Source organism: Microbacterium sp. NPDC058062 (genome assembly GCF_042885375.1).
GTDB lineage: Bacteria > Actinomycetota > Actinomycetes > Actinomycetales > Microbacteriaceae > Microbacterium > Microbacterium trichothecenolyticum_C.
Genome location: NZ_JBHVSC010000003.1, coordinates 80537 through 98651 on the forward strand (window position 1 = coordinate 80537; position 18115 = coordinate 98651).

Sequence of the window (18115 nt, forward strand, 5' to 3'; positions counted from 1 at the left end):
TTCAGTCTCCTTGTGAACGTGTGACGCGCGAGCAGAAGTCGATCGCGGCGTCGAACACCGCGGACGGGTCGTCGAGCCCCTGCCAGAAGTGCTTTCCGCCCGCGACGGTGTGGAGCTCGACGTCCGCTCCGACGCCTCGGAGCGCCTCAGCGAGCGCCTCGCTCTGCGCGAACGGCACGTGCTCGTCGGCGGTGCCGTGCGCGATGTGGAACGGCGGAGCGCCGGCGTGCACCTGGTGGGCGGGACTCGCTGCACGGGCGATCACGGGATGCTGCGCCGCGGGGCCGCCGATCCACCGGGCCTCGCGGGTGTCAGCGGGCGGATCGCCCATGTCGTGTTCCGCCATCGAGAAGAGATCGGCGGGACCGAACCAGTCCACGACGCCGCGCACATCAGGGCGACGGAGCCCCGTGAGCGCAGCGAGCGTCGCGCCCGCCGAGACTCCCCACAGCACCGGGCGCGAGGCATCCACTCCGTAATCGGCCGCGTGAGTCCCCAGCCACTGGATCGCGGCATCGACGTCGTCCAACTGCGCGGGGAACCGTGCTTCTCCGCTCAGCCGGTACTCGCACGACGCGATCGCGAAGCCGGCCGCGACGATGCGATCGAAGGACTGGCTGACGCCGATCCCCGGTGTGAAGACCTTGCGGCTGCCGCGCTGCCACCCCCCACCGTGCAGGAACACGATGAGGGGCGCCCCGGCGGACTCCGGCGTACGCAGGTCGAGCGACAGCGGCCGGAAGCCCTCCGGCTGGGCGAAGTCGACCTCGAGCAGCGATGACACGCGGGAGGTCAGTCGCGGAAGCGGAACTCGGGCATGAAGACCGTGGCGTACTTCTCGCCGGCGGCGCGCATGATCGAGAAGTCCGGCACGTAGACGCCCTGCGGCTCGTCGAGGTCGGTCTTCTGGCCGATCGCGTGGAAGAACCGCTCGAAGCCCGCCGTGCCGGCGCCGAACACCGTCGTGGTGTTCTCGATCTTGAACGCGTGGACGATGTTCGCCGGCACGAAGGCGAAGTCGCCCGTGGTGAGCGTGGTCTTGGAGTGGTAGTCCGCCTGATCGTCCATCCACACCGAGATCTCGCCGTCGACGACGTAGAAGAACTCGTGCGTCTGGAGGTGCGTGTGGGCGGGGATGCGGTCCCCCTGACGCGCCTTCATCGTCCACGCGCCGTACTGGTCGTCCGTCTCGTCTCCCGAGACCAGGATCTCGAAGAGCTGGTCGAAGACGAGCGACTTCTCACCCTGCCCGTTGCCGATCACGTAGGGCTTCGGGGCCGCGGGCAGGATTCCGGCGAACGCGACCTTGTCGGGGTCGTCAGCGGCGAAAGTGGTCATGCTTACCTCCATGTAAGACAGCGGTGCCGTTAGGCAGACGGGAACATCGGGTCATTCCGATCGACCGTTCCAGATGCCTCAAGTCTCACGAGGTTCCGCACCCTGAGGAAGTTCGACATCCCTACCCGGCGTTAGCCTGAGACTAAGATTCGAGCATGGACGTGCCTATCCACGTGATCCGGTATTTCTGCGTGCTCGCCGAGGAGCTGCACTTCGGCCGTGCGGCCGAACGGCTCAGCATCACCCCGCCGTCGCTGAGCCAGCAGATCAGCCGGCTCGAGCAGCAGGTCGGCGTCAAACTGTTCGATCGAAGCCCCCGCAAAGTGGAGCTCACCGGCTACGGGCGCGACCTGCTTCCACTCGCCCGCCGCGTGCAGGACGACCACGACCAGCTCCTCGCCTGGGCGCAGTCGGTGCGCCGTGATCAGCGCACCCCGCTCCTGCGCGTCGGTGTGGTGGCCGCGGGCGCCGGCGCCCTGACGACGGCGGCGATCACCGCGACGATGCAGGCGATCCCCCAGGCGCGGATCGAGATGCGGCGGCTCGGATTCTTCGACGTCGCCTCCGAGCTCGAAGCCGGGCGGGTCGATGTCGTGTTCGCGCCGTCGCCGATGGTGCTGCCCCCGCGGATCCGCGTCGAGCCGCTGTGGCGCGAGCCGCGGGTACTCGTCGTCCCCGCCGATCACGCCCTCGCCGAACGGGAGTCGGTCACCATCGTCGAGACCAACGACGAGGTGTTCGTCGCGGTCGCGGGCGGCGTTCCCGAAGTCGTGAACTGGTGGATCGTCGACCCGCGCCCGGACGGGACGCGGCCCCGACGCGGCCCGACCGCCGACAGCGTCGACGGGCTCTTCGAGCTCGTCGCAGCGGGGGCGGGGGTGAACATCGCGGGACAGTCCGCGTCACGCCAGTACCGCCGCGACGAGCTCGCGTTCGTGCCGATCTCCGACATCGAGCCGGCGACCATCGTGCTGTGCAGCCTCAGCGATTCGCCCAACCCCATGGTCAGGACGTTCCGCGAGACGGCGCAGGAACTCTCGCCCCTCGTCGACGCGACACTTCACTAGGCCGCCGGTCAGCCGACCGCCGCTTTCGCATCTGCCCGCAGCTTCTGCCAGACCTCACGGCGACGCGCCTGCTCGTCGGGATCGGGCACCGGCGAGGCGGCCATCAGCACGCGCGTGTAGTCGCTCTGCGGGTTGCGGATGACATCGGCCGTGGCTCCCTGCTCCATGACCTTGCCGCGATAGAGCACGACGACCCGCTGTGCGAGGAACTCGACGACCGCCATGTCGTGAGCGATGAAGAGGTAGCCGAGATCGGCGCCGGTACGCAGTTCGGCGAGGAGGTTCAGCACCTGCGCCTGCGTCGACAGGTCGAGCGCGCTCACCGCCTCGTCGCACACGACAAGACGGGGGTCAGTGACGAGCGCTCGCGCGATCGCGATCCGCTGCCGCTGCCCGCCGGAGAACTGCCGCGGGTACCGGTCGTACGAGCCGGCGGGAAGTCCCACCGATGCCAGCGCCTCGTTCGCGCGTCGCACGCGCTCCTCGCGCCCGACGCCGGCCACCCGGAGCGGCTCCGTGAGGGCGTCGCCGATCACCCGGCGCGGGTTGAGCGACGAGAACGGGTCCTGGAACACCGCGCGCAGGTCGCCCTGCAGCGCGCGACGCTCGGCGACGCTCGCGCGCGTGATGTCGCGCCCCTCGAAGAGGATCTGCCCGCCGCTCACCGGCTGCAGGCCGAGGATCGCGCGGCCGATCGTCGTCTTTCCCGAACCGGACTCGCCGACGAGCCCCAGCGTCTCACCGCGGGCGATGGTGAATGAGACGTCGTCGACCGCGGCCGGGCCGTTCTTGCCGTAGCGCACGACGAGGTTGCGCACCTCGAGCAGCGGCGCATCCGCGGCTCGCACGCCGACGGAGACCGTGTGTGGGGCGCTCATCGTCCTGCTCCTGTCGTCATGGGCAGTCGCCATTCGTCCTGGCGGCCCTGCACCTCGTCTCTGCGGACACAGCGGACTCCGCCTTCACCCTGGGCGCGCGGGTCGAGCGGCACCGTCACGAGGCACTCGTCGCGCGCGAAGCGGCAGCGCTGGGCGAAGCGGCACCCGGTCGTCCACGAACCCGGCAGCGGCACCTGACCGGGGATCGACGCGAGACGCGCGGTCCCTTCGAGATCGAGGATCGCGTGCGGATCGGCCGCCAGCAGCGCCATGGTGTACGGGTGCTCGGGCCGCAGCAGCACATCGCGCACGGTGCCGGTCTCGACGATCTCGCCCGCGTACATGACCGACACGTCGTCGCAGAGGTCGGCGACGACACCGAGGTCGTGGGTCACGATGATGATCGACATCCCGCGTTCCGCGATGAGTCCGCGCAGCAGCGCCAGGATCTCTGCCTGGATCGTGACATCGAGGGCTGTCGTGGGCTCGTCGGCGACGAGCAGGCTCGGCGTGCCGCTCAGGGCGAGGGCGATCGCGACGCGCTGGGCCATGCCGCCCGAGATCTGGTGCGGGTAGCTCTTCAGCACGCGCGGCGGATCGACGATGCCGACGTCGGTGAGCAGCTGGGCGGCGATCCCCTTGGCCTCGCCCCGTCCGACGCCGCGCAGGCGCCGGATCGCCGCTGCGAGCTGCGCGCCGACCGTGAACATGGGATCGAGCGCTCGCGTCGGCTCCTGCGAGATGAAGGCGATCTCGTGGCCGCGCACCCTCTGGAGGGTCTTCTCACCGGCCCCGGCGAGATCCGCGCCGCGCCAGCCGATGCGCCCCGAGCGCACCGAGAGTCCCGGTGCGAGCAGACCCAGCAGCGCGTAGGACGTCACGCTCTTGCCGCAGCCCGATTCGCCGACGAGCCCCATGACGGTGCCCGGGCGGACCCGCATCGAGACGCCGGTCACGAGGGCGGGGCCGCCGTCGACGCCGATCACGAGATCCTCGACGACCAGCCCGTGATCGTCGTTCGCGAGCCGCTCGTGGCTCGTCGAGGCGCCCGGCGACGCCGGCCCGGAGGTGGGCCCCGACACCGCGTCGGACGGCAGATCGTCGAGGGCGATGACGTCGACCTGCGCTTCCGCGTCGCGCAGCGGGTCGGCGTTCGACCCTGGGTACGAGGCATCCGCCATCATGTCGAGGGATTCGGGGGCCGTGTCGTCGGTCCGCCCCACGGCGGGCAGATCGTCGGCGACGGCGGACACGGCGACCTCGGTCGCCGGCGCGCGTCGCAGGCGGCGACGGAGGGCGACGAGCGGTGGCGGAACGGCCGTGCCGCCCGCGAGCACGTCCGCGAGGGAGTTGGCGGCGATGAGCGTGAGCGCGAGGATGCCGCCGGTCGGCACCATCATCCAAGGCTGCTGGAAGATGAAGCGCGACGCGGTCTGGATCATGCCGCCCCAGGTCGGCTCGGGCGGCTGGGGCCCGAGTCCGATGAACGCGAGCGCGGCCTGCATCCCGATGCCGACGCCGAAGAGCAGGACGAACTGCACGATGACGGTCGTCGACATGTTCGGCAGCACGTGGCGGATGCTGGCGCGCATCGGCCGGACGCCGTCGATCGCGGCGGCCTCGACGTAGAGCTGCGTGTGCAGCGACTTCGCCTGGCCGAAGAAGATCTTGTACATCGCGCCGAACAGCAGCAGACCGAACGCCGCCATCACGAGCGGCATGTTGGTGCCGACCGCCGCGATGAAGGCCAGGATGATGACGGTTCCGGGCAGAGACAGGACGATCTCGCTGACCTGGTTCATCGCCCCTTCGCCGCGCCGGCTCCGAGCCGCCCACAGGGTGATGGGGATGGTGACCAGCACCGCGACGATCGGCACCACGAGTCCGATGAAGATCGTCGGGGCGGCGGCGGTCACCAGACGCGAGAGGATGTCGCGGCCCAGCTCGTCCGTGCCGAGGAGGTGCGCGAGCGAGGGCCCCTGCAGCACTACGGAGAGGTCCTGCTCGAGCGGGCCGTAGCGTAGCCACAGCGGCGAGGTGAGCGACGCGAGAACGAGCCCGACGAGCCAGATGATCGAGATGACGGCGGCCGGCGAGCGCAGCACGCGCAGGCGCAGCTTCCGCTCCGAGCGGCGGGGGCGGACGATCGAAGTCGTCGAGACGGTCATGAGGCACGCAGCTTCGGGTCGAGGGTCCGGTTGAGGAGTTCCAGCGCCACGTTCACGATCACGACCACGAGGGTCGCGACGAGCACGAGCGCCTGCACGAACGGGAGGTCGGCGGAGCCGACGGCGCTCTGCATTGCCTGACCGATGCCCGGCAGGGCGAAGAGCACCTCGATGACCACAGAGCCGCTGAACAGGACGATGAACATGACGGCCACGCTTGCGAGGATCGGGAGGCTCGCTCCGCGCAGCGCGTGGACGTAGATGATGCGGTTCGTCGGCGTGCCGACGGCGCGGAGGGTGCGGATGTGCTCCTGCGCGAGCGACTCCGACATCGAGGCCCGCGTCTGCCGGGCGATGCCGGCGGCCGAGGTGATCGCGATCGTGAGGACGGGCAGCACGAGGGAGCGCGCCCAGGCGGCAGGGTCGTTCGCGAACGGCACGAACCCGGTCGCGGGGAGCAGCCGCAGCTGGACGGCGAAGACGTAGACGAGCAGGACTCCGACCCAGAAGGCCGGGACGGAGAGCAGGATGCCGGAGGTCGCCGTGATGGCTTTGTCGACCGCTCCGCGGCGCACCGCCGCGATGACGCCCATCACGACGCCGATGAGGGCGGCGACGAGGGTGCCGAAGACGGCGAGCGCGGCGGTCACGGGGAGCCGCTTGGCGATGTCGGGGCCGATGGGACGCCCGTCGATGAGGGATGTGCCGAGGTTGCCCTGCAGCACCTGCGCGACCCAGGCGAAGTACTGCTGGATCCAGGGGTCGTACCAGCCGATCGACTCGTTGTACGCGGTCACCTGCTCAGGCGTGGCCGACTGCCCGAGGGCTACGCCGCCGGGCGTCGATCCCGAGAGGTGGACGAGCATGAACGCGATCCACGATGCGATCAGCAGCGTCGCGATGCCCCAGGCGACGCGCTTCAGGATGAAGATGAGCATCAGAACTCTCCCTGACGGGCGGTGCCGGCGACGCGGGTCGCCGGCACCGCCGTCGGATCAGGATGCGGGCTGGATGGAGGCCAGGATCGGGAAGGCCTCGGCGCCGGGGAACGTCGGCTCGGCGACCTTCTTCGCGTTGTACGCCCACGGCGCCAGCTGCTCGAACAGCGGGATGAGCCAACCCGAGTCGACGATCGCGCGGTTGAGGTCCTTGAGAGCCGCGGTCTGCGCCGCTTCGTCGCCCGCCGCCGCGCCGTACGCGCCGGCGGCGGCCTTGATCTCGGGGTTGTCCGCGCCGTGGAAGTTCGCGAAGCCGAACAGCACCCCGAACACGTTGCCGAGCGGGTTGGTCCACGTCAGCGGAATCGGTCCACCGAGCGGCTCGGTCTGCACGACGGCGAACACTTCCTCCGTGGAGGCGGCGTTCTTGAGCGTCATGTTGACGCCGATCTCCTCCCAGTACGGCTGGAGCGCCTCGAGGTCACGCTGGCTCTGTGCCGAGATCGTGAACGTGAAGTCGAAGCCGTCCGGGTAGCCCGCCTCGGCGAGGAGGTCCTTGGCGGCCTCCGGGTCGTAGGCGTACTCCTCGTCGAGCTCGGGCAGGTAGCCCGGGTTGTCGGCGGGCAGCGCGTTCGCCGTGGGCAGCTCGCCCGGGTGGATCGCCTTGACGAACGCCTCGCGGTCGATCGCCATCGAGAGCGCCTGGTAGACACGGGGGTCGGCCCACTGGGGACCGAGCGCACCCGTCTTGTCGAACGCGATGATGTTCTGCACCGTGCCGCCGTTGGCGACGAGCCCTACGCCCGCGGACTCCACCTGAGTCTGCGTGTCGGAAGTGATGTTCGCCAGGTCGACTTCGCCCGAGATCACCGCGTTGACGCGGGCCTGCGGGTCGAGGATCGGACGGAACTCGTACGAGTCGAAGGGGTAGTCGGCGGCTGCGTCGCTGCCTTCCTTCTTCACGAGCAGGTACGAGTTGCCCTTGACCGTGGCTTCCTCGTCGACGGTGAGGGGTCCCGAGCCGTCCGGGGTCGTGTCAAGCGTGGAGCGGTCGGCGGCGCCCGTCGGCCCGACGATCGCGCCTGCCGGCAGCACGAGGTTCGCCTCGAAGCCCGGCTGCGGCGCCGCGAACGTGAGCGTCACGGTGTCGTCGTCGACGACGGTCACGTCCGAGATCTCGTTCTGCCCGCCGGTGGCGAACCCGTTGTACGCCGACAGATCCGGGTTGCCGCGCGCGTCGAGGTTCTCCTTCACGAGATCGGCGCTCAACGCCGTGCCGTCGTCGAAGGTCGCACTGGTGTCGAGGTCCAGCGTGAGCTGGGTGTTGTCTTCGTTGTACTCGAACGAGGTGACGAGATCGGGGACGACCTGACCGTCCTCGTCGAGCAGGAACAGCGAGTCGTAGATCCCCTCGAAGAAGAAGCGCTGCCCGCTGCCATAGCGGACGGGGTCGTACCCGAGCGCGGCCTGGTCGGAGTCGAGGCCGATGACGAGCTTCGACGTGTCGGCCGCACCGCCGGTCTGGCTGGGATCGCCGGCGCCGCTGCAGCCCGCCAGTGCGAGGGCTGATACGGCGACGGCCGCAATGACGGCGGCGCCACGTGCTGTGGTGAGTCGGGACATCCTGATCTCCTGTGATCGGTGTGCTGTTGCGGACTTCGGTGTCGTGATCGCGATTCGGGATGCGATCTTTCGGTCAACAGTGACGATCGGCGGGCGGTTTGGCCATTCGGATTCCTCTGCGATTCGTTAGCCGCGGCCTAACGCGGCCTCTCTTCCACGCTGTGTCAGATGAAACAAGCTTTCGTAGAATGAACAACTCGTGCATGATGGACGAGAGCTCAGAGAGGACCACTCATGCCCGCAGCATCCTTCCCCGCCGACTTCCTCTGGGGAGTCGCCACCGCCGGCCACCAGAACGAGGGCGACAACGTCACCAGCGACACGTGGTTCCTCGAGAACGTCACGCCGACCGTCTTCCAGGCGCGCTCGGGCAAGGCGACCAACGGCTGGGAGCTGTGGGAGTCCGACCTCGACATCGTCGCCGGCCTGGGGCTCAACGCGTATCGCTTCTCGGTCGAATGGGCACGCGTCGAGCCGGTCGAGGGCGAGTTCTCGTCCGAGGCGCTCGATCACTACGAGGCGATCGTGGACGGATGCCGCGCCCGCGGCCTCGCTCCGATCGTGACGTTCAACCACTTCACGTCGCCGCATTGGTTCGCGGGCCGCGGGGCGTGGCTGGACCCTGAGGCGCCGGAGCTGTTCGCCCGCTACTGCGCGGTCGTGATGGACCGCTTCGGCGACCGCATCGAGCTCGGCGTGACCTTCAACGAGCCGGATCTGCCCGAGATGCTGACGTGGGCGGACCTCCCCCCGTTCGTCGCCGAGCTCGAACGGGCGACGCTCGCGGCCGCCTCCGAGGCCGCGGGAGTGGAGCGCTACCGGGCCGGGAACGTCATGACCCGCGAGGACTTCGCCGGGATGCGTGCCGGCATGACGGCGGCGCACACCGCCGCGAAGGCCGCCATCAAACAGCGCCGTGCCGATCTGCCGGTCGGTCTCTCGCTCGCGATGTGCGACGACGTCGCCGTCCCCGGCGGCGAAGGGGTGCGCGACCGCAAGCGGGCGGAGGTCTACGACTACTGGCTGCGACTGGCCGCCGACGACGACTTCGTCGGCGTGCAGAACTACGAGCGCCTGGTCTACGGACCAGACGGACTGCTGCCCGCGCCGGAGGGCGCCGTGCTCAACGGCATGGGCACGACGGTCGACCCCGACTCGCTGCGCGGCGCCGTCGAGTACGCCTACGCTGTGGCCGGCGTCCCGATCCTCGTCAGCGAGCACGGCGTGAGCACGCCGGATGACCGCATCCGTGCCGACTTCATCGAGCCGTCACTCGAGGGCCTCGCCCTGGCGATCGCCGACGGCGTCCCCGTGCTGGGGTACTGCCACTGGACGCTCATGGACAACTTCGAGTGGATCTTCGGCTACGGCCCGAGGCTCGGTCTTCACGAGGTGGATCCCGAGACCTTCGCGCGCACCGAGAAGCCGAGCGCCGACGTCTACCGACAGCTGGTGGGTCGCTATCGCCCGGAGGCGTGATCCTCAGTCCGAGATGAGGGTGCCGCCGTCGATCACGATGTTCTGACCGCTCACGAACGCGCCGGCGGGCGACGCCAGCCATACGACGGCACCGGCGACCTCCGCCGGCGTCCCGAAGCGACCGAGCGGTGTCTTCGCCAGGCGCATGGAGGCGGCGGACGGGTCGTCGGTGATCGGGCGGGCGAAATCGGTCGCGATGACGCCGGGCGAGATCGCGTTCGCGCGGATGCCGCGTGAGCCCCACTGCACGGCCAGATTGCGGGCGAGCTGGGCATTGGCGGCCTTCGTGACGCCGTAGCCCGACAGCAGCCGGTTGCCGCGCAGGCCCGAGAGGCTCGACATCACGATGAAGGCTCCCCCGCCGCCCTCGGCCATGACGGGCACCGCGAGGTCGGCCAGCCGTGCGACCGAGCGCACGTGGAGGTCGAACATGCGGTCGAGCCGCTCGATGGCGTCGGCGTCCGGGTCGTCGAGCGCGGCGCCGGCGTTCGCGACGACGGTGTCGAGTCGCCCGAATCGCCGCACCGCGGTGTCGACGAGATCGGTGAGGGCCGCGGCATCCGTCACATCGCACGCGACGCCGATCGCATCGGCGCCCTGGCCGACGAGGTCCGCCGCGGCGCGCTCGGGCTCCGACGAGGCCAGGCCCGCGAGGACCACGCGCGCACCCGCTGCGGCGAGCGCCTCGGCAGCCGCGCGCCCGATGCCGGTCGCGGCCCCCGTGACCACGGCGACCTGGCCCGCGCACGAGAAGAGCCGCGCGGGTGCGAGCGGCGAGGATTCCATGTGCTCATCCTCGCGCGCGAGGCGCCGGCGCGGGTTCGGGGATTCCGATGCGCGGCATCAGTGGATGCCGGTTCCCGCCGGCGGCACGGCGGGCTAGCGTCGCGTCCATGACCAGGTATCCGGGGCTCGAAGGATGCACGATCGTCGTCACCGGGGCGGGAGGCGGCCAGGGTGCGGCCGAGGCGCGCGTGCTCGCAGAGGCGGGAGCACGCGTCTTCGCCACGGATGTGATGGATGCCGCCACCGCCGTTACTTCGGGCGTCGAGTACCGGCGCCTCGACGTGTCGGACGAGCGCGACTGGGCCGCGCTCGCCGCCTCCCTGACGGAACTCCTCGACGGCGAACCCCTCCGCGGCCTCGTGAACAACGCCGGCATCACGCATCGTGCGCGGCTCGGCGCCGTCGAGCGTGCGGACTGGGACCGGGTGCTCGCGGTCAACCTCACCGGGCCAATGCTCGGCATTCAGGCGCTCGCGCCGCTCATGGGGCGCGGCTCGTCGATCGTCAACATCGGCTCGTCGGCGGCGCTCAATGCCCACTACCCCGTCGCGTACACGACGTCGAAGTGGGGGCTGCGCGGCCTCACCCATGTCGCGGCGACCGAACTCGGTCCCCGCGGCATCCGTGTCAACGTCGTGCACCCCGGCTTCATCGAGACGCCGATGACCGCGAACGCACCCGAGGCGATGCGCGCTGCACAGCTCGCCCTGACCCCGCTCGACCGCCTCGGGCAGGCGGACGAGGTCGCCGAGGCGGTCGCGTTCCTGCTGTCGGACGCCGCGTCGTATCTCACCGGAGCGGAGATCCCCGTCGACGGCGGTGCGACGTCGTCGGCCGGGGCCAAGTTCATGGCCGACCGCATCGCCGGCCGCTGACCCGAGCCGGCGCGTCCCGACCGGACCAGCAGCGTCGGGATGCCGCACCCGATGCCGCAACTCCTCAGAATCGGCGCACGTCGGGGCCCCGGAACGGCAGCGCGCCGGGGTGGAGGGCCGAGAGTGAGGAGTTCGGACGCGGGTCAGGAGCCGAGCGGAGTGCGGCCCTTCGCCCGGGCGGCGCGCTCGGCGCCCGCGAGGATCTCGGAGTTGAAGAACTCCTGCTGCAGAATCACCGCGCCGTCCTGCACGCGGATCAGGTGCACGAAGGACTGCGGGTAGGGCTCCCCGAGGAACCGCGCCTCGTCGACCATGCGGCTCGTCACGAAGAACAGCCCGGGGTCGACGCAGTCGTGGATCACGAGGTCGGTGTGCACGACGCTCTCGAACATGCCGGCGTTTGCGTGGGTGTTGGCGACGATGTCGTCGCGGCCCTCCCACCGCGTCTTCGGCAGCTCGGACGGGGCGAACGGCAGCTCCTTCACGCCGTCCGGGTGCCACAGGGCGATCCGCTCGGCCGGGTTGCCGAGGTTCGAGGTGAAGAACGCCTCGACCACCGCGCGGTTCGCGGCGCGGGCCGCAGCATCCGTCATCGGGCGACCTGCTCGACCCGCGCGGCGTCCAGCTGCTCGACGAGCTTGCGGGCGCCGCGGACGGCGATCGCGACGCTCATGAGCGTCGGGTTCATCGTGTTGGCGGTCGGGATCAGGGCGTTCCCGCCGACGACGAGGTTGTCGTAGCCCCAGACGCGCGAGTACGGGTCCGCGACCGACGTGCCGTCGTCGGCCGACCCCATCCGCAGGGTGCCCATGTAGTGCAGGCTCGAGCCGTTCGGCAGCAGCCGCGGCTCGGCGACGAAGGCGCCGAGGGCGGCGCCGGCCCGGCGGACGCGCGCGGTGGCCTCGTCGAGCTCGGGCTGCTCGGCATCCGTCAGCGCGTACTCGATCGTCATGTTCGGGAAGCCGCGGTAGTCGAGCTCGCTGTCGTCGAAGGTGACGCCGTCCTCGACGCGCGGGTGCTTGCGCACGCCGTAGCCCATGTTCACGTAGCCCCAGCGGTTGCCCGCGGCGGGGTGCGAGGGGTCGAGCTGGAACGGCGGGTTCTCGGCGTACATCACCTGGAGCGAGAAGGGGTGCCCCGGCTCCGAGAACGGGATCCGGTTGACGGCCGCGACCGGGTCGGCCGCGTTCTGGGCGCGACGCGCGAGCTCGGCCTCGAACTCGCCGTCCGTGATCAGGGCGCTCATGCGCTCCTCGTCGAGGGCCACCGTCGTGATGACGACGTGGTGCTCGGTGAGGTATCGCCCGAGGGCGCGGGGACGGATGCCGCTGGCCCAGAGCAGCTGCGGAGAGCGGAACGCGTCGGCGGCCACGACGACGACATCGGCCGGGAAGAACGAGACCTCCTTCGTGCGGAGATCCTCGATCGTGACTCCGGTGGCCACGCCGTCCTCGGTCTCGACCCGCCGCACCAGCGTGAGGTCGCGCAGCTCGAACCGCGCCGACTCCGGGGTGCCTGACTCGATGAGGGGGCCGAGGACCGTGTTCGCGCCCGCCCACACCATGGACCCGTTGGGCTGCGGGTCTCCGGCGACCGGCAGGGTGCCCACGCCGTAGCCGGCGGGCAGCTCGGCGCCGAACTCGTCGGTCAGGAGCGACCGGATCGCCGTTCCGATGGCCGAATCCGCGAACGCCGCCTGCTGCGCGTGCAGCAGTCCCTCGGCCGTCGAGATCAGATCCTCCCACTCGGTGTCGTCGATGAAGTCGACCTTCTCGCTGAAGGCCGGCCGCGGGATCGCACAGGTCCAGTGCGCGCCCTGGCCGCCGACGTTCGTCGCGGCGGCCGCCGCGGGGAAAGTGGCGGCGTGCGCGGATCCCGGCCCGCCGAAGTCGAGGAGGTGCGTCCCCTGCCGGGCCGTGAACATGCCCTCGACGACGACACCGGCGGGGATGCCGAGGCTCTCGCGGAACGCGCCGGACTGCGGCCCCTGCGACATCTTGCGGGCACGGGCCTTCTCGTCGGGGTCGGCGATGTTGCGGACGCTCTCCCCGGGGATCGCGGTGAGCTGCGGACCCGCCTCGTACATCACGACGCGCGCGTCGGGGCTGGTCTCGAGGATGACGCGGGCGTACGCGGAGCCGATCGGGCCGGAGCCGACGATGGCGACGGTGGGGGTGGAAGACATGGGAGTACCTCTTCTGGTCACGCGGTGAGGGGTTCGGAACTGGGTGCCGGTGCGGGCTCGGACTCGTCCGAGAGGCGACCGGCAGGAAGGAGCACGGCGGCGACGACGCCGGCGGCGTAGGTGACGGCGAGCGCCGCGAACACGGGAGCGAAGACGCCGCTGTAGATCCCGGCGACCTGGTTCTGCACCGCGGCGGACGCGTCGTGGACGAACTGCGGCGTCAGGGTCGCGGCATCGAGCGACGACGGGAGCAGCGCCGCGACGCCGAAGCCGATCACACCGCCGATGATCGCGGTCGCGACGGTCGAGCCGACCTGGCGCACCAGGTTCACGGTGGCCGTCATGCTGCCGGTGTCGCGACGCGGCGCCGCGCTCTGCACGACCGCGACGACGAGACTCATGAACGCGCCGGTCCCGACCCCGACGACGGCCATGAGGATCATCGGCACCCACAGCGGCAGGCCCACCGGGAGGACCGACATGGCGAACAGCCCGGCGGCGCTCAGCGCGGTGCCCACGATGCAGTAGACCCGATAGTGGCCGGTGCGGCTGACGAGCCACCCGGTCGCGAGATTGCTCACCAGCATCCCGAACACGGTCGCGATGGGCACGAGACCCGACACCGTCGCGCTCGTGCGGTAGGCCATCTGGATGTACGTGGGCAGATACGCCGTGATCGAGAACAGGCCGATGCCGATGATGGCCGACAGCACTGTGCCGACCGCGATGGTCCGGTCGGCGAAGAGTCGCAGCGGAACCAGCGGTTCGGGCGCCCGCAGCTCGATGAGGAAGAACGCGGCGAACGCCATGCCCGCGACGGCGAAGGAGACGACGGATGCTGCAGCCAGCGCGGGATCGCCGATCCAGGTCACCGCGAGCACCAGAGCGACCATCGCGATCGCGAACGACACGGAGCCGCCGACATCGAACCGGCGCCGGCCGAAGCCGGGCAGATGCGGCACGGCGACGAGGGCGAGCAGGAGCGCGGCGACGCCGAACGGGATGTTGATCCAGAACACCCAGGACCACCCCCAGTAGTCCGTGATGAGGCCGCCGAGCACGGGGCCGACGAGGATCGCGACGGGGAAGGCGGCGCCGATGAGCGCGAGATACCTCGGCCGCTCGCGCGGGGTGGTGACGCGGGCGACGATCGTCTGCGACATCAGGTGCAGGCCCGCCGAGCTCATGCCCTGCACGACGCGCGCTCCGATGAGCTGCGGCATGTCCTGCGCGAAGCCGCACGCGAGCGACGCGACGAGGAACAGCACCAGGGACACCAGGAACACGGCGCGCGGTCCCACCGCGTCGCCGAGCTTCCCGAGCACCGGCAGGAGGACGGTGCTCGCCAGGGTGTAGCCGACGACGACCCACCCCATCTGGGCGAGGGCTCCGAGTTCTCCTGCGACGGTCGCGAGGGAGGTCGACACGATCGTGTGGTCGAGGGCTCCGAGGATCGCGACCGTCAGAAGGGAGACGATCAGGAGGCGAAGCCTCCACGGTGACATGCTCATACGCGTTCTGGCCCGTACGACCGGGCGATCGACGCGACGGGGTGTGCCCCTGGGCGGCCTCGCCACAGGGAACGGGCCAGCGGAGGCCCCGACGTCACTGTCGATTCTAGCCATGCTTTAGTCGAAAAACAACTAAAGAATCAGGAACGCTGCCTTGCGCGCGTGCGGGGGCGCGCCGCGGGGAGTGCGGGCGCGGGCACCGCCGCGCCCACGGTGCCGACGAGCTCGCCGATGCCCTCGACGGTCATGCGCACCTCGTCGCCCTCGCGCAGAGCGGGGATCGTCGAGCCCCTGCCCCACAGTTCGCCGAGGCATCCGCCGTTGCCGACCGTGCCGCTGCCGAGCACGTCCCCCGGGACGACCCGGGAGTTGCGCGAGGCGTACGCGACGAGCTCGGCGAACGGCCAGCCCATGTTCGACACGAGGTCCTCGCCGACGAGCTCGCCGTTGATGCGCACCTCGGCGCGGATCGCGAGGAAGCCGTCGGCGTCGACGTACTGCTCCAGTTCGTCGGCCGTCACGATCCACGGACCGAGACTGGTGCCGAAGTCCTTGCCCTTCGCCGGCCCGAGGCGCACCTTCATCTCGCGTGACTGGATGTCGCGCGCCGACCAGTCGTTCATGATCGTGTAGCCGAAGATGCGCGGGGCGGCGTCCGCCGCGGTCAGGTTCGCCTCGCCGACCCCGGGGGCGTTGCCGACGACGACCGCGACCTCGAGCTCGAAGTCGAGGCGCTCGGTGACCGGCGGGGCGACGGGCTCGTCCGGGCCGAGGATCGTGTGCGGATTCGTGAAGTAGAACGTCGGCGCCTGGTACCACTGGGGCACGACCTCACTCTTGCCGTCGACCGAAGCGCTCACGCCCTCGACGTGCTCCTCGAACGCGACGAAGTCACGGACGGACGCCGGCACCACCGGCGCCAGCAGGCGCACGTCGGCGAGCGCCGTGCCGGGCTCACCCTTCACCCGGCCGAACGCGGCGTGCGCAGCATCCAACCCCCCGGCGAGGATGTCGGCGACGGTCTGGCCGTCGGGGAACGGGATGACGCGATCGCCGATGACGAACCCCTCGACAGGCTCGGGGACCGCGGAGCCGGCCGAGGCGCCGTCGATCCAGCGCGCGATCCTCATGCGGACACCTTCGTGCGCAGCAGCTCCTCGGCGTTGCCGGCGAGGATGCGCGCGGTGATCTCGGCCGGGAGGTCGGCCGAACGCACGAACGTCACCGGGTCGTCAAGTCCCATGTCGAATGGGAAGTCGCTGCCCAGCACGACCCGGGAACCCCCGGCGACCTCGACGAGATGGCGCACGGCGATGGGGTCGTGCACGACCGTGTCGAACCACAGCTTCTTCAGATAGCTCGACGGCTCGTGCGCGCAGCGTCGCGCCTCCGGCCGCACCCGCCACGCGCGGTCGGAGCGGCCGATCGCGAACGGCAGGTAGCCGCCGCCGTGGGCGACGACGATCTTGAGCCCCGGGTGCCGGTCGAGCACGCCCGCGAAGATGAGGTGCGACAGCGCGACGGCGTTCTCGGTCGGCTGCCCGACCGTGTTCGAGAGGTAGAACCGGTCGAGACGCTCGTCGAGGCTGCAGCCGAACGGGTGCAGGAAGATCACGCAGCCGAGCTCGGCGGCACGCGCCCAGAACGGCTCGAGCCGCTCGTCCGACAGCTCCACGTCGCCGGCGAACGACGAGATCTCGACGCCCGCGAGGCCCCGGCCGAGCACGGCGTCGTCGAGGTACTCGACGAGGTGCGCCGGATGCTGCAGCGGCACGACGCCGAGGCCGACGAGGCGGTCGGGCGCCTGGGCGACGTGCTCGGCGATGAGCCGGTTCGTCTCCCCCGCGATCCAGCCCGACAGCCCCTCGTTCGCCCACGGGTAGAAGTGGTTCGGCGACACGCTGACCCACTGCCGGTCCACGCCCTGCTCGTCCATCGCCGCCAGTCGCGCGTTGACGTCGGTGAGCTTCGGGATCCGGGCGCCGATCATGGCGCCCGACGCCTGCATGCTCTCGACGCCGTTGCGCCGGCGCTCGAGATCGGCAGCCGCGGCGACTTCCTCCGGCGCGCGGCGCTCGACCTCGGCGTGCAGCGCGGGCAGCAGCAGGTGCGCGTGGACGTCGGTGATCATGCGGGCACCGCCATCTGGTGGGCGACGCCGAACATGAGACCGGCGACGTCGGCGTCCCGCACGCCGTCGAGCTGCCACTGACCGAGCTGCACGGATGCCTCGACCACGGCCTTCGCGCGCGGCAGCCGGCGCGCGTGGAACTCGTCCCACAGCGCCGCGTCGACGGCGTCGCGTCCGGCCAGCAGCTCGGTGAGCACGAGCGCGTCCTCGAGGCCCTGCGCCGCGCCCTGCGCGATCGTCGGAGGGCACGAGTGCGCGGCGTCGCCGATGAGCACGACGCGGCCGCGGTTCCACGATCCCTCGACGATGTGCTTCGTGAACCACGTGTAGTTCGCGTGCGCGCCGCCCTCGAGGTCGGCGCGGATCGAGTTCCACGGGCCGTCGTAGGCACGCGACTCCTCGAGCATGATGCGGGTCGCGTCCTCGTCGGAGACGTCGAAGCGGTCCTGCGCCTTTTCTACGAGGAACGCGTACATCGTGTCGTCGCCCGTCGGGGTGTAGCCGGCGATGTAGACCGGACCGCCGTAGTACAGCTCGCTGCGGACGACCTCGGCGGGCCGCGAGACGAACGAGCGCCAGATGCCCATGCCGGTCGGCTCGGGCTTGGTCTCGATGCCGATGAGCCCGCGGACGGCGGAGTTCAGGCCGTCGGCGCCGATCAGCAGGTCGTACGTGCCGACAGGGGCGCCGTCGACGAAGACCTCGACCCCGTCGCCGCTCTGCTCGAGACCTGTGACCTTGGTTCCGAAGCGGACGTTCGCCCCGGCCTTCTGCGCGTGGTCGAGGAGGATGCGGGCCAGTGCGGGCCGCGGCATCCCCATCGCCGCCGGGTAGTCGGGTCCGCCGGTCTTGACGTCCGGAAGCTCGGCGACGATCGGCGCCCCCGGCCCGGGAGCGCGCAGGTTGAGCCCCTCGAAGGGGTAGCCGGCGGCGCGGATCTCGTCCCACGCGCCGAGCGCGTCGAACACACGCAGGGCGTTGCCCTGCAGCGAGATGCCGGACCCGAGCGCGCTGAGCTCGGGCTTCGCCTCGAAGACGTCGACCTCGACGCCGGCCTTGGCGAGCTGGATGGCGGCGGCGAGTCCGCTCACGCCGCTTCCGGCGATCGCGACCTTGTTCACTGCGGTCATGTCAGA

Annotated in this window: 16 protein-coding genes; 3 read left to right on the plus strand and 13 right to left on the minus strand. The window is 70.6% G+C overall.

The window, feature by feature from the left end; all coding sequences use genetic code 11:
• Position 1: 1 nt before the first annotated feature.
• Both ACFVSU_RS09595 and ACFVSU_RS09600 read right to left on the minus strand, forming a co-directional pair.
• Positions 2-784 carry an alpha/beta hydrolase fold domain-containing protein gene (locus tag ACFVSU_RS09595; RefSeq protein WP_387141530.1) on the minus strand — a complete coding sequence of 261 codons (783 nt, stop codon included), beginning with the start codon at positions 782-784 and terminating at the stop codon, positions 2-4.
• Between the two features lie 8 nt (positions 785-792).
• Positions 793-1338, minus strand: coding sequence for a quercetin 2,3-dioxygenase (locus ACFVSU_RS09600; RefSeq protein WP_387141533.1), 546 nt, complete (start codon positions 1336-1338; stop codon positions 793-795).
• A 155-nt stretch (positions 1339-1493) separates the two neighbouring features.
• On the opposite strand from ACFVSU_RS09600, the gene ACFVSU_RS09605 reads away from it, so the two are divergent.
• Entirely contained in the window at positions 1494-2405 is a 912-nt protein-coding gene (locus tag ACFVSU_RS09605) for a LysR family transcriptional regulator (protein ID WP_387141535.1), read from the plus strand.
• An 8-nt stretch (positions 2406-2413) separates the two neighbouring features.
• Here ACFVSU_RS09605 and ACFVSU_RS09610 read toward each other — a convergent pair whose 3' ends face one another.
• From ACFVSU_RS09610 to ACFVSU_RS09625, 4 genes are read right to left on the minus strand one after another with little or no spacing between them, the layout of a single operon-like run.
• Positions 2414-3283, minus strand: coding sequence for an ATP-binding cassette domain-containing protein (locus ACFVSU_RS09610; RefSeq protein WP_387141538.1), 870 nt, complete (start codon positions 3281-3283; stop codon positions 2414-2416).
• Positions 3280-5451 carry a dipeptide/oligopeptide/nickel ABC transporter permease/ATP-binding protein gene (locus tag ACFVSU_RS09615; RefSeq protein WP_387141541.1) on the minus strand — a complete coding sequence of 724 codons (2172 nt, stop codon included), beginning with the start codon at positions 5449-5451 and terminating at the stop codon, positions 3280-3282. The genes ACFVSU_RS09610 and ACFVSU_RS09615 overlap by 4 nt, the downstream gene beginning before the upstream one ends.
• Complete coding sequence (locus ACFVSU_RS09620; RefSeq protein ID WP_387141544.1) at positions 5448-6389, minus strand: ABC transporter permease; 942 nt, start codon at positions 6387-6389, stop codon at positions 5448-5450. Before ACFVSU_RS09620 ends, ACFVSU_RS09615 begins: the two co-directional genes overlap by 4 nt.
• 57 nt (positions 6390-6446) lie before the next feature.
• A complete protein-coding gene (locus ACFVSU_RS09625) occupies positions 6447-8012 on the minus strand; it encodes an ABC transporter substrate-binding protein (protein WP_387141546.1) in 1566 nt (521 codons plus the stop codon).
• A gap of 234 nt (positions 8013-8246) precedes the next feature.
• Between ACFVSU_RS09625 and ACFVSU_RS09630 the strand changes: the two genes are divergently transcribed.
• The gene (locus ACFVSU_RS09630; protein WP_387141549.1) at positions 8247-9491 is read left to right on the plus strand and encodes a family 1 glycosylhydrolase; all 1245 of its coding nucleotides are present in this window, start codon (positions 8247-8249) and stop codon (positions 9489-9491) included.
• Positions 9492-9494: 3 nt separating this feature from the next.
• Here the strand turns inward: ACFVSU_RS09630 and ACFVSU_RS09635 are convergent, their stop codons facing one another.
• Positions 9495-10277, minus strand: a complete 783-nt coding sequence (locus tag ACFVSU_RS09635; protein WP_387141552.1) for an SDR family NAD(P)-dependent oxidoreductase — start codon at positions 10275-10277, stop codon at positions 9495-9497.
• 107 nt (positions 10278-10384) lie between these two features.
• Between ACFVSU_RS09635 and ACFVSU_RS09640 the strand changes: the two genes are divergently transcribed.
• Complete coding sequence (locus tag ACFVSU_RS09640; RefSeq protein WP_387141554.1) at positions 10385-11152, plus strand: SDR family NAD(P)-dependent oxidoreductase; 768 nt, start codon at positions 10385-10387, stop codon at positions 11150-11152.
• Between the two features lie 143 nt (positions 11153-11295).
• On the opposite strand, the gene ACFVSU_RS09645 is transcribed toward ACFVSU_RS09640, so the two are convergent.
• The 6 genes from ACFVSU_RS09645 to ACFVSU_RS09670 form a co-directional block, all read right to left on the minus strand.
• Positions 11296-11745 (minus strand): nuclear transport factor 2 family protein, encoded by a 450-nt coding sequence (locus ACFVSU_RS09645; protein WP_387141557.1) that lies wholly within the window; start codon positions 11743-11745, stop codon positions 11296-11298.
• Entirely contained in the window at positions 11742-13337 is a 1596-nt protein-coding gene (locus ACFVSU_RS09650; protein ID WP_387141560.1) for a GMC oxidoreductase, read from the minus strand. Before ACFVSU_RS09650 ends, ACFVSU_RS09645 begins: the two co-directional genes overlap by 4 nt.
• Before the next feature lie 17 nt (positions 13338-13354).
• The gene (locus tag ACFVSU_RS09655; protein ID WP_387141563.1) at positions 13355-14848 is read right to left on the minus strand and encodes an MFS transporter; all 1494 of its coding nucleotides are present in this window, start codon (positions 14846-14848) and stop codon (positions 13355-13357) included.
• Positions 14849-14988: 140 nt separating this feature from the next.
• Positions 14989-15978 (minus strand): fumarylacetoacetate hydrolase family protein, encoded by a 990-nt coding sequence (locus tag ACFVSU_RS09660; protein ID WP_387141566.1) that lies wholly within the window; start codon positions 15976-15978, stop codon positions 14989-14991.
• Entirely contained in the window at positions 15975-16979 is a 1005-nt protein-coding gene (locus tag ACFVSU_RS09665; RefSeq protein WP_387141569.1) for an amidohydrolase family protein, read from the minus strand. Before ACFVSU_RS09665 ends, ACFVSU_RS09660 begins: the two co-directional genes overlap by 4 nt.
• Positions 16976-18109 (minus strand): FAD-dependent monooxygenase, encoded by a 1134-nt coding sequence (locus ACFVSU_RS09670; protein ID WP_387141572.1) that lies wholly within the window; start codon positions 18107-18109, stop codon positions 16976-16978. The genes ACFVSU_RS09665 and ACFVSU_RS09670 overlap by 4 nt, the downstream gene beginning before the upstream one ends.
• Positions 18110-18115: the final 6 nt, after the last annotated feature.

What these genes read in the sequence shown, in the direction of transcription:
- ACFVSU_RS09600 (WP_387141533.1), bottom strand. Translation starts at nt 1,338, where the DNA reads ATGACCACTTTCGCCGCTGACGACCCCGACAAGGTCGCGTTCGCCGGA.
- ACFVSU_RS09605 (WP_387141535.1), top strand. Translation starts at nt 1,494, where the DNA reads ATGGACGTGCCTATCCACGTGATCCGGTATTTCTGCGTGCTCGCCGAG.
- ACFVSU_RS09610 (WP_387141538.1), bottom strand. Translation starts at nt 3,283, where the DNA reads ATGAGCGCCCCACACACGGTCTCCGTCGGCGTGCGAGCCGCGGATGCG.
- ACFVSU_RS09615 (WP_387141541.1), bottom strand. Translation starts at nt 5,451, where the DNA reads ATGACCGTCTCGACGACTTCGATCGTCCGCCCCCGCCGCTCGGAGCGG.
- ACFVSU_RS09620 (WP_387141544.1), bottom strand. Translation starts at nt 6,389, where the DNA reads ATGCTCATCTTCATCCTGAAGCGCGTCGCCTGGGGCATCGCGACGCTG.
- ACFVSU_RS09625 (WP_387141546.1), bottom strand. Translation starts at nt 8,012, where the DNA reads ATGTCCCGACTCACCACAGCACGTGGCGCCGCCGTCATTGCGGCCGTC.
- ACFVSU_RS09630 (WP_387141549.1), top strand. Translation starts at nt 8,247, where the DNA reads ATGCCCGCAGCATCCTTCCCCGCCGACTTCCTCTGGGGAGTCGCCACC.
- ACFVSU_RS09635 (WP_387141552.1), bottom strand. Translation starts at nt 10,277, where the DNA reads ATGGAATCCTCGCCGCTCGCACCCGCGCGGCTCTTCTCGTGCGCGGGC.
- ACFVSU_RS09640 (WP_387141554.1), top strand. Translation starts at nt 10,385, where the DNA reads ATGACCAGGTATCCGGGGCTCGAAGGATGCACGATCGTCGTCACCGGG.
- ACFVSU_RS09645 (WP_387141557.1), bottom strand. Translation starts at nt 11,745, where the DNA reads ATGACGGATGCTGCGGCCCGCGCCGCGAACCGCGCGGTGGTCGAGGCG.
- ACFVSU_RS09650 (WP_387141560.1), bottom strand. Translation starts at nt 13,337, where the DNA reads ATGTCTTCCACCCCCACCGTCGCCATCGTCGGCTCCGGCCCGATCGGC.
- ACFVSU_RS09655 (WP_387141563.1), bottom strand. Translation starts at nt 14,848, where the DNA reads ATGAGCATGTCACCGTGGAGGCTTCGCCTCCTGATCGTCTCCCTTCTG.
- ACFVSU_RS09660 (WP_387141566.1), bottom strand. Translation starts at nt 15,978, where the DNA reads ATGAGGATCGCGCGCTGGATCGACGGCGCCTCGGCCGGCTCCGCGGTC.
- ACFVSU_RS09665 (WP_387141569.1), bottom strand. Translation starts at nt 16,979, where the DNA reads ATGATCACCGACGTCCACGCGCACCTGCTGCTGCCCGCGCTGCACGCC.
- ACFVSU_RS09670 (WP_387141572.1), bottom strand. Translation starts at nt 18,109, where the DNA reads ATGACCGCAGTGAACAAGGTCGCGATCGCCGGAAGCGGCGTGAGCGGA.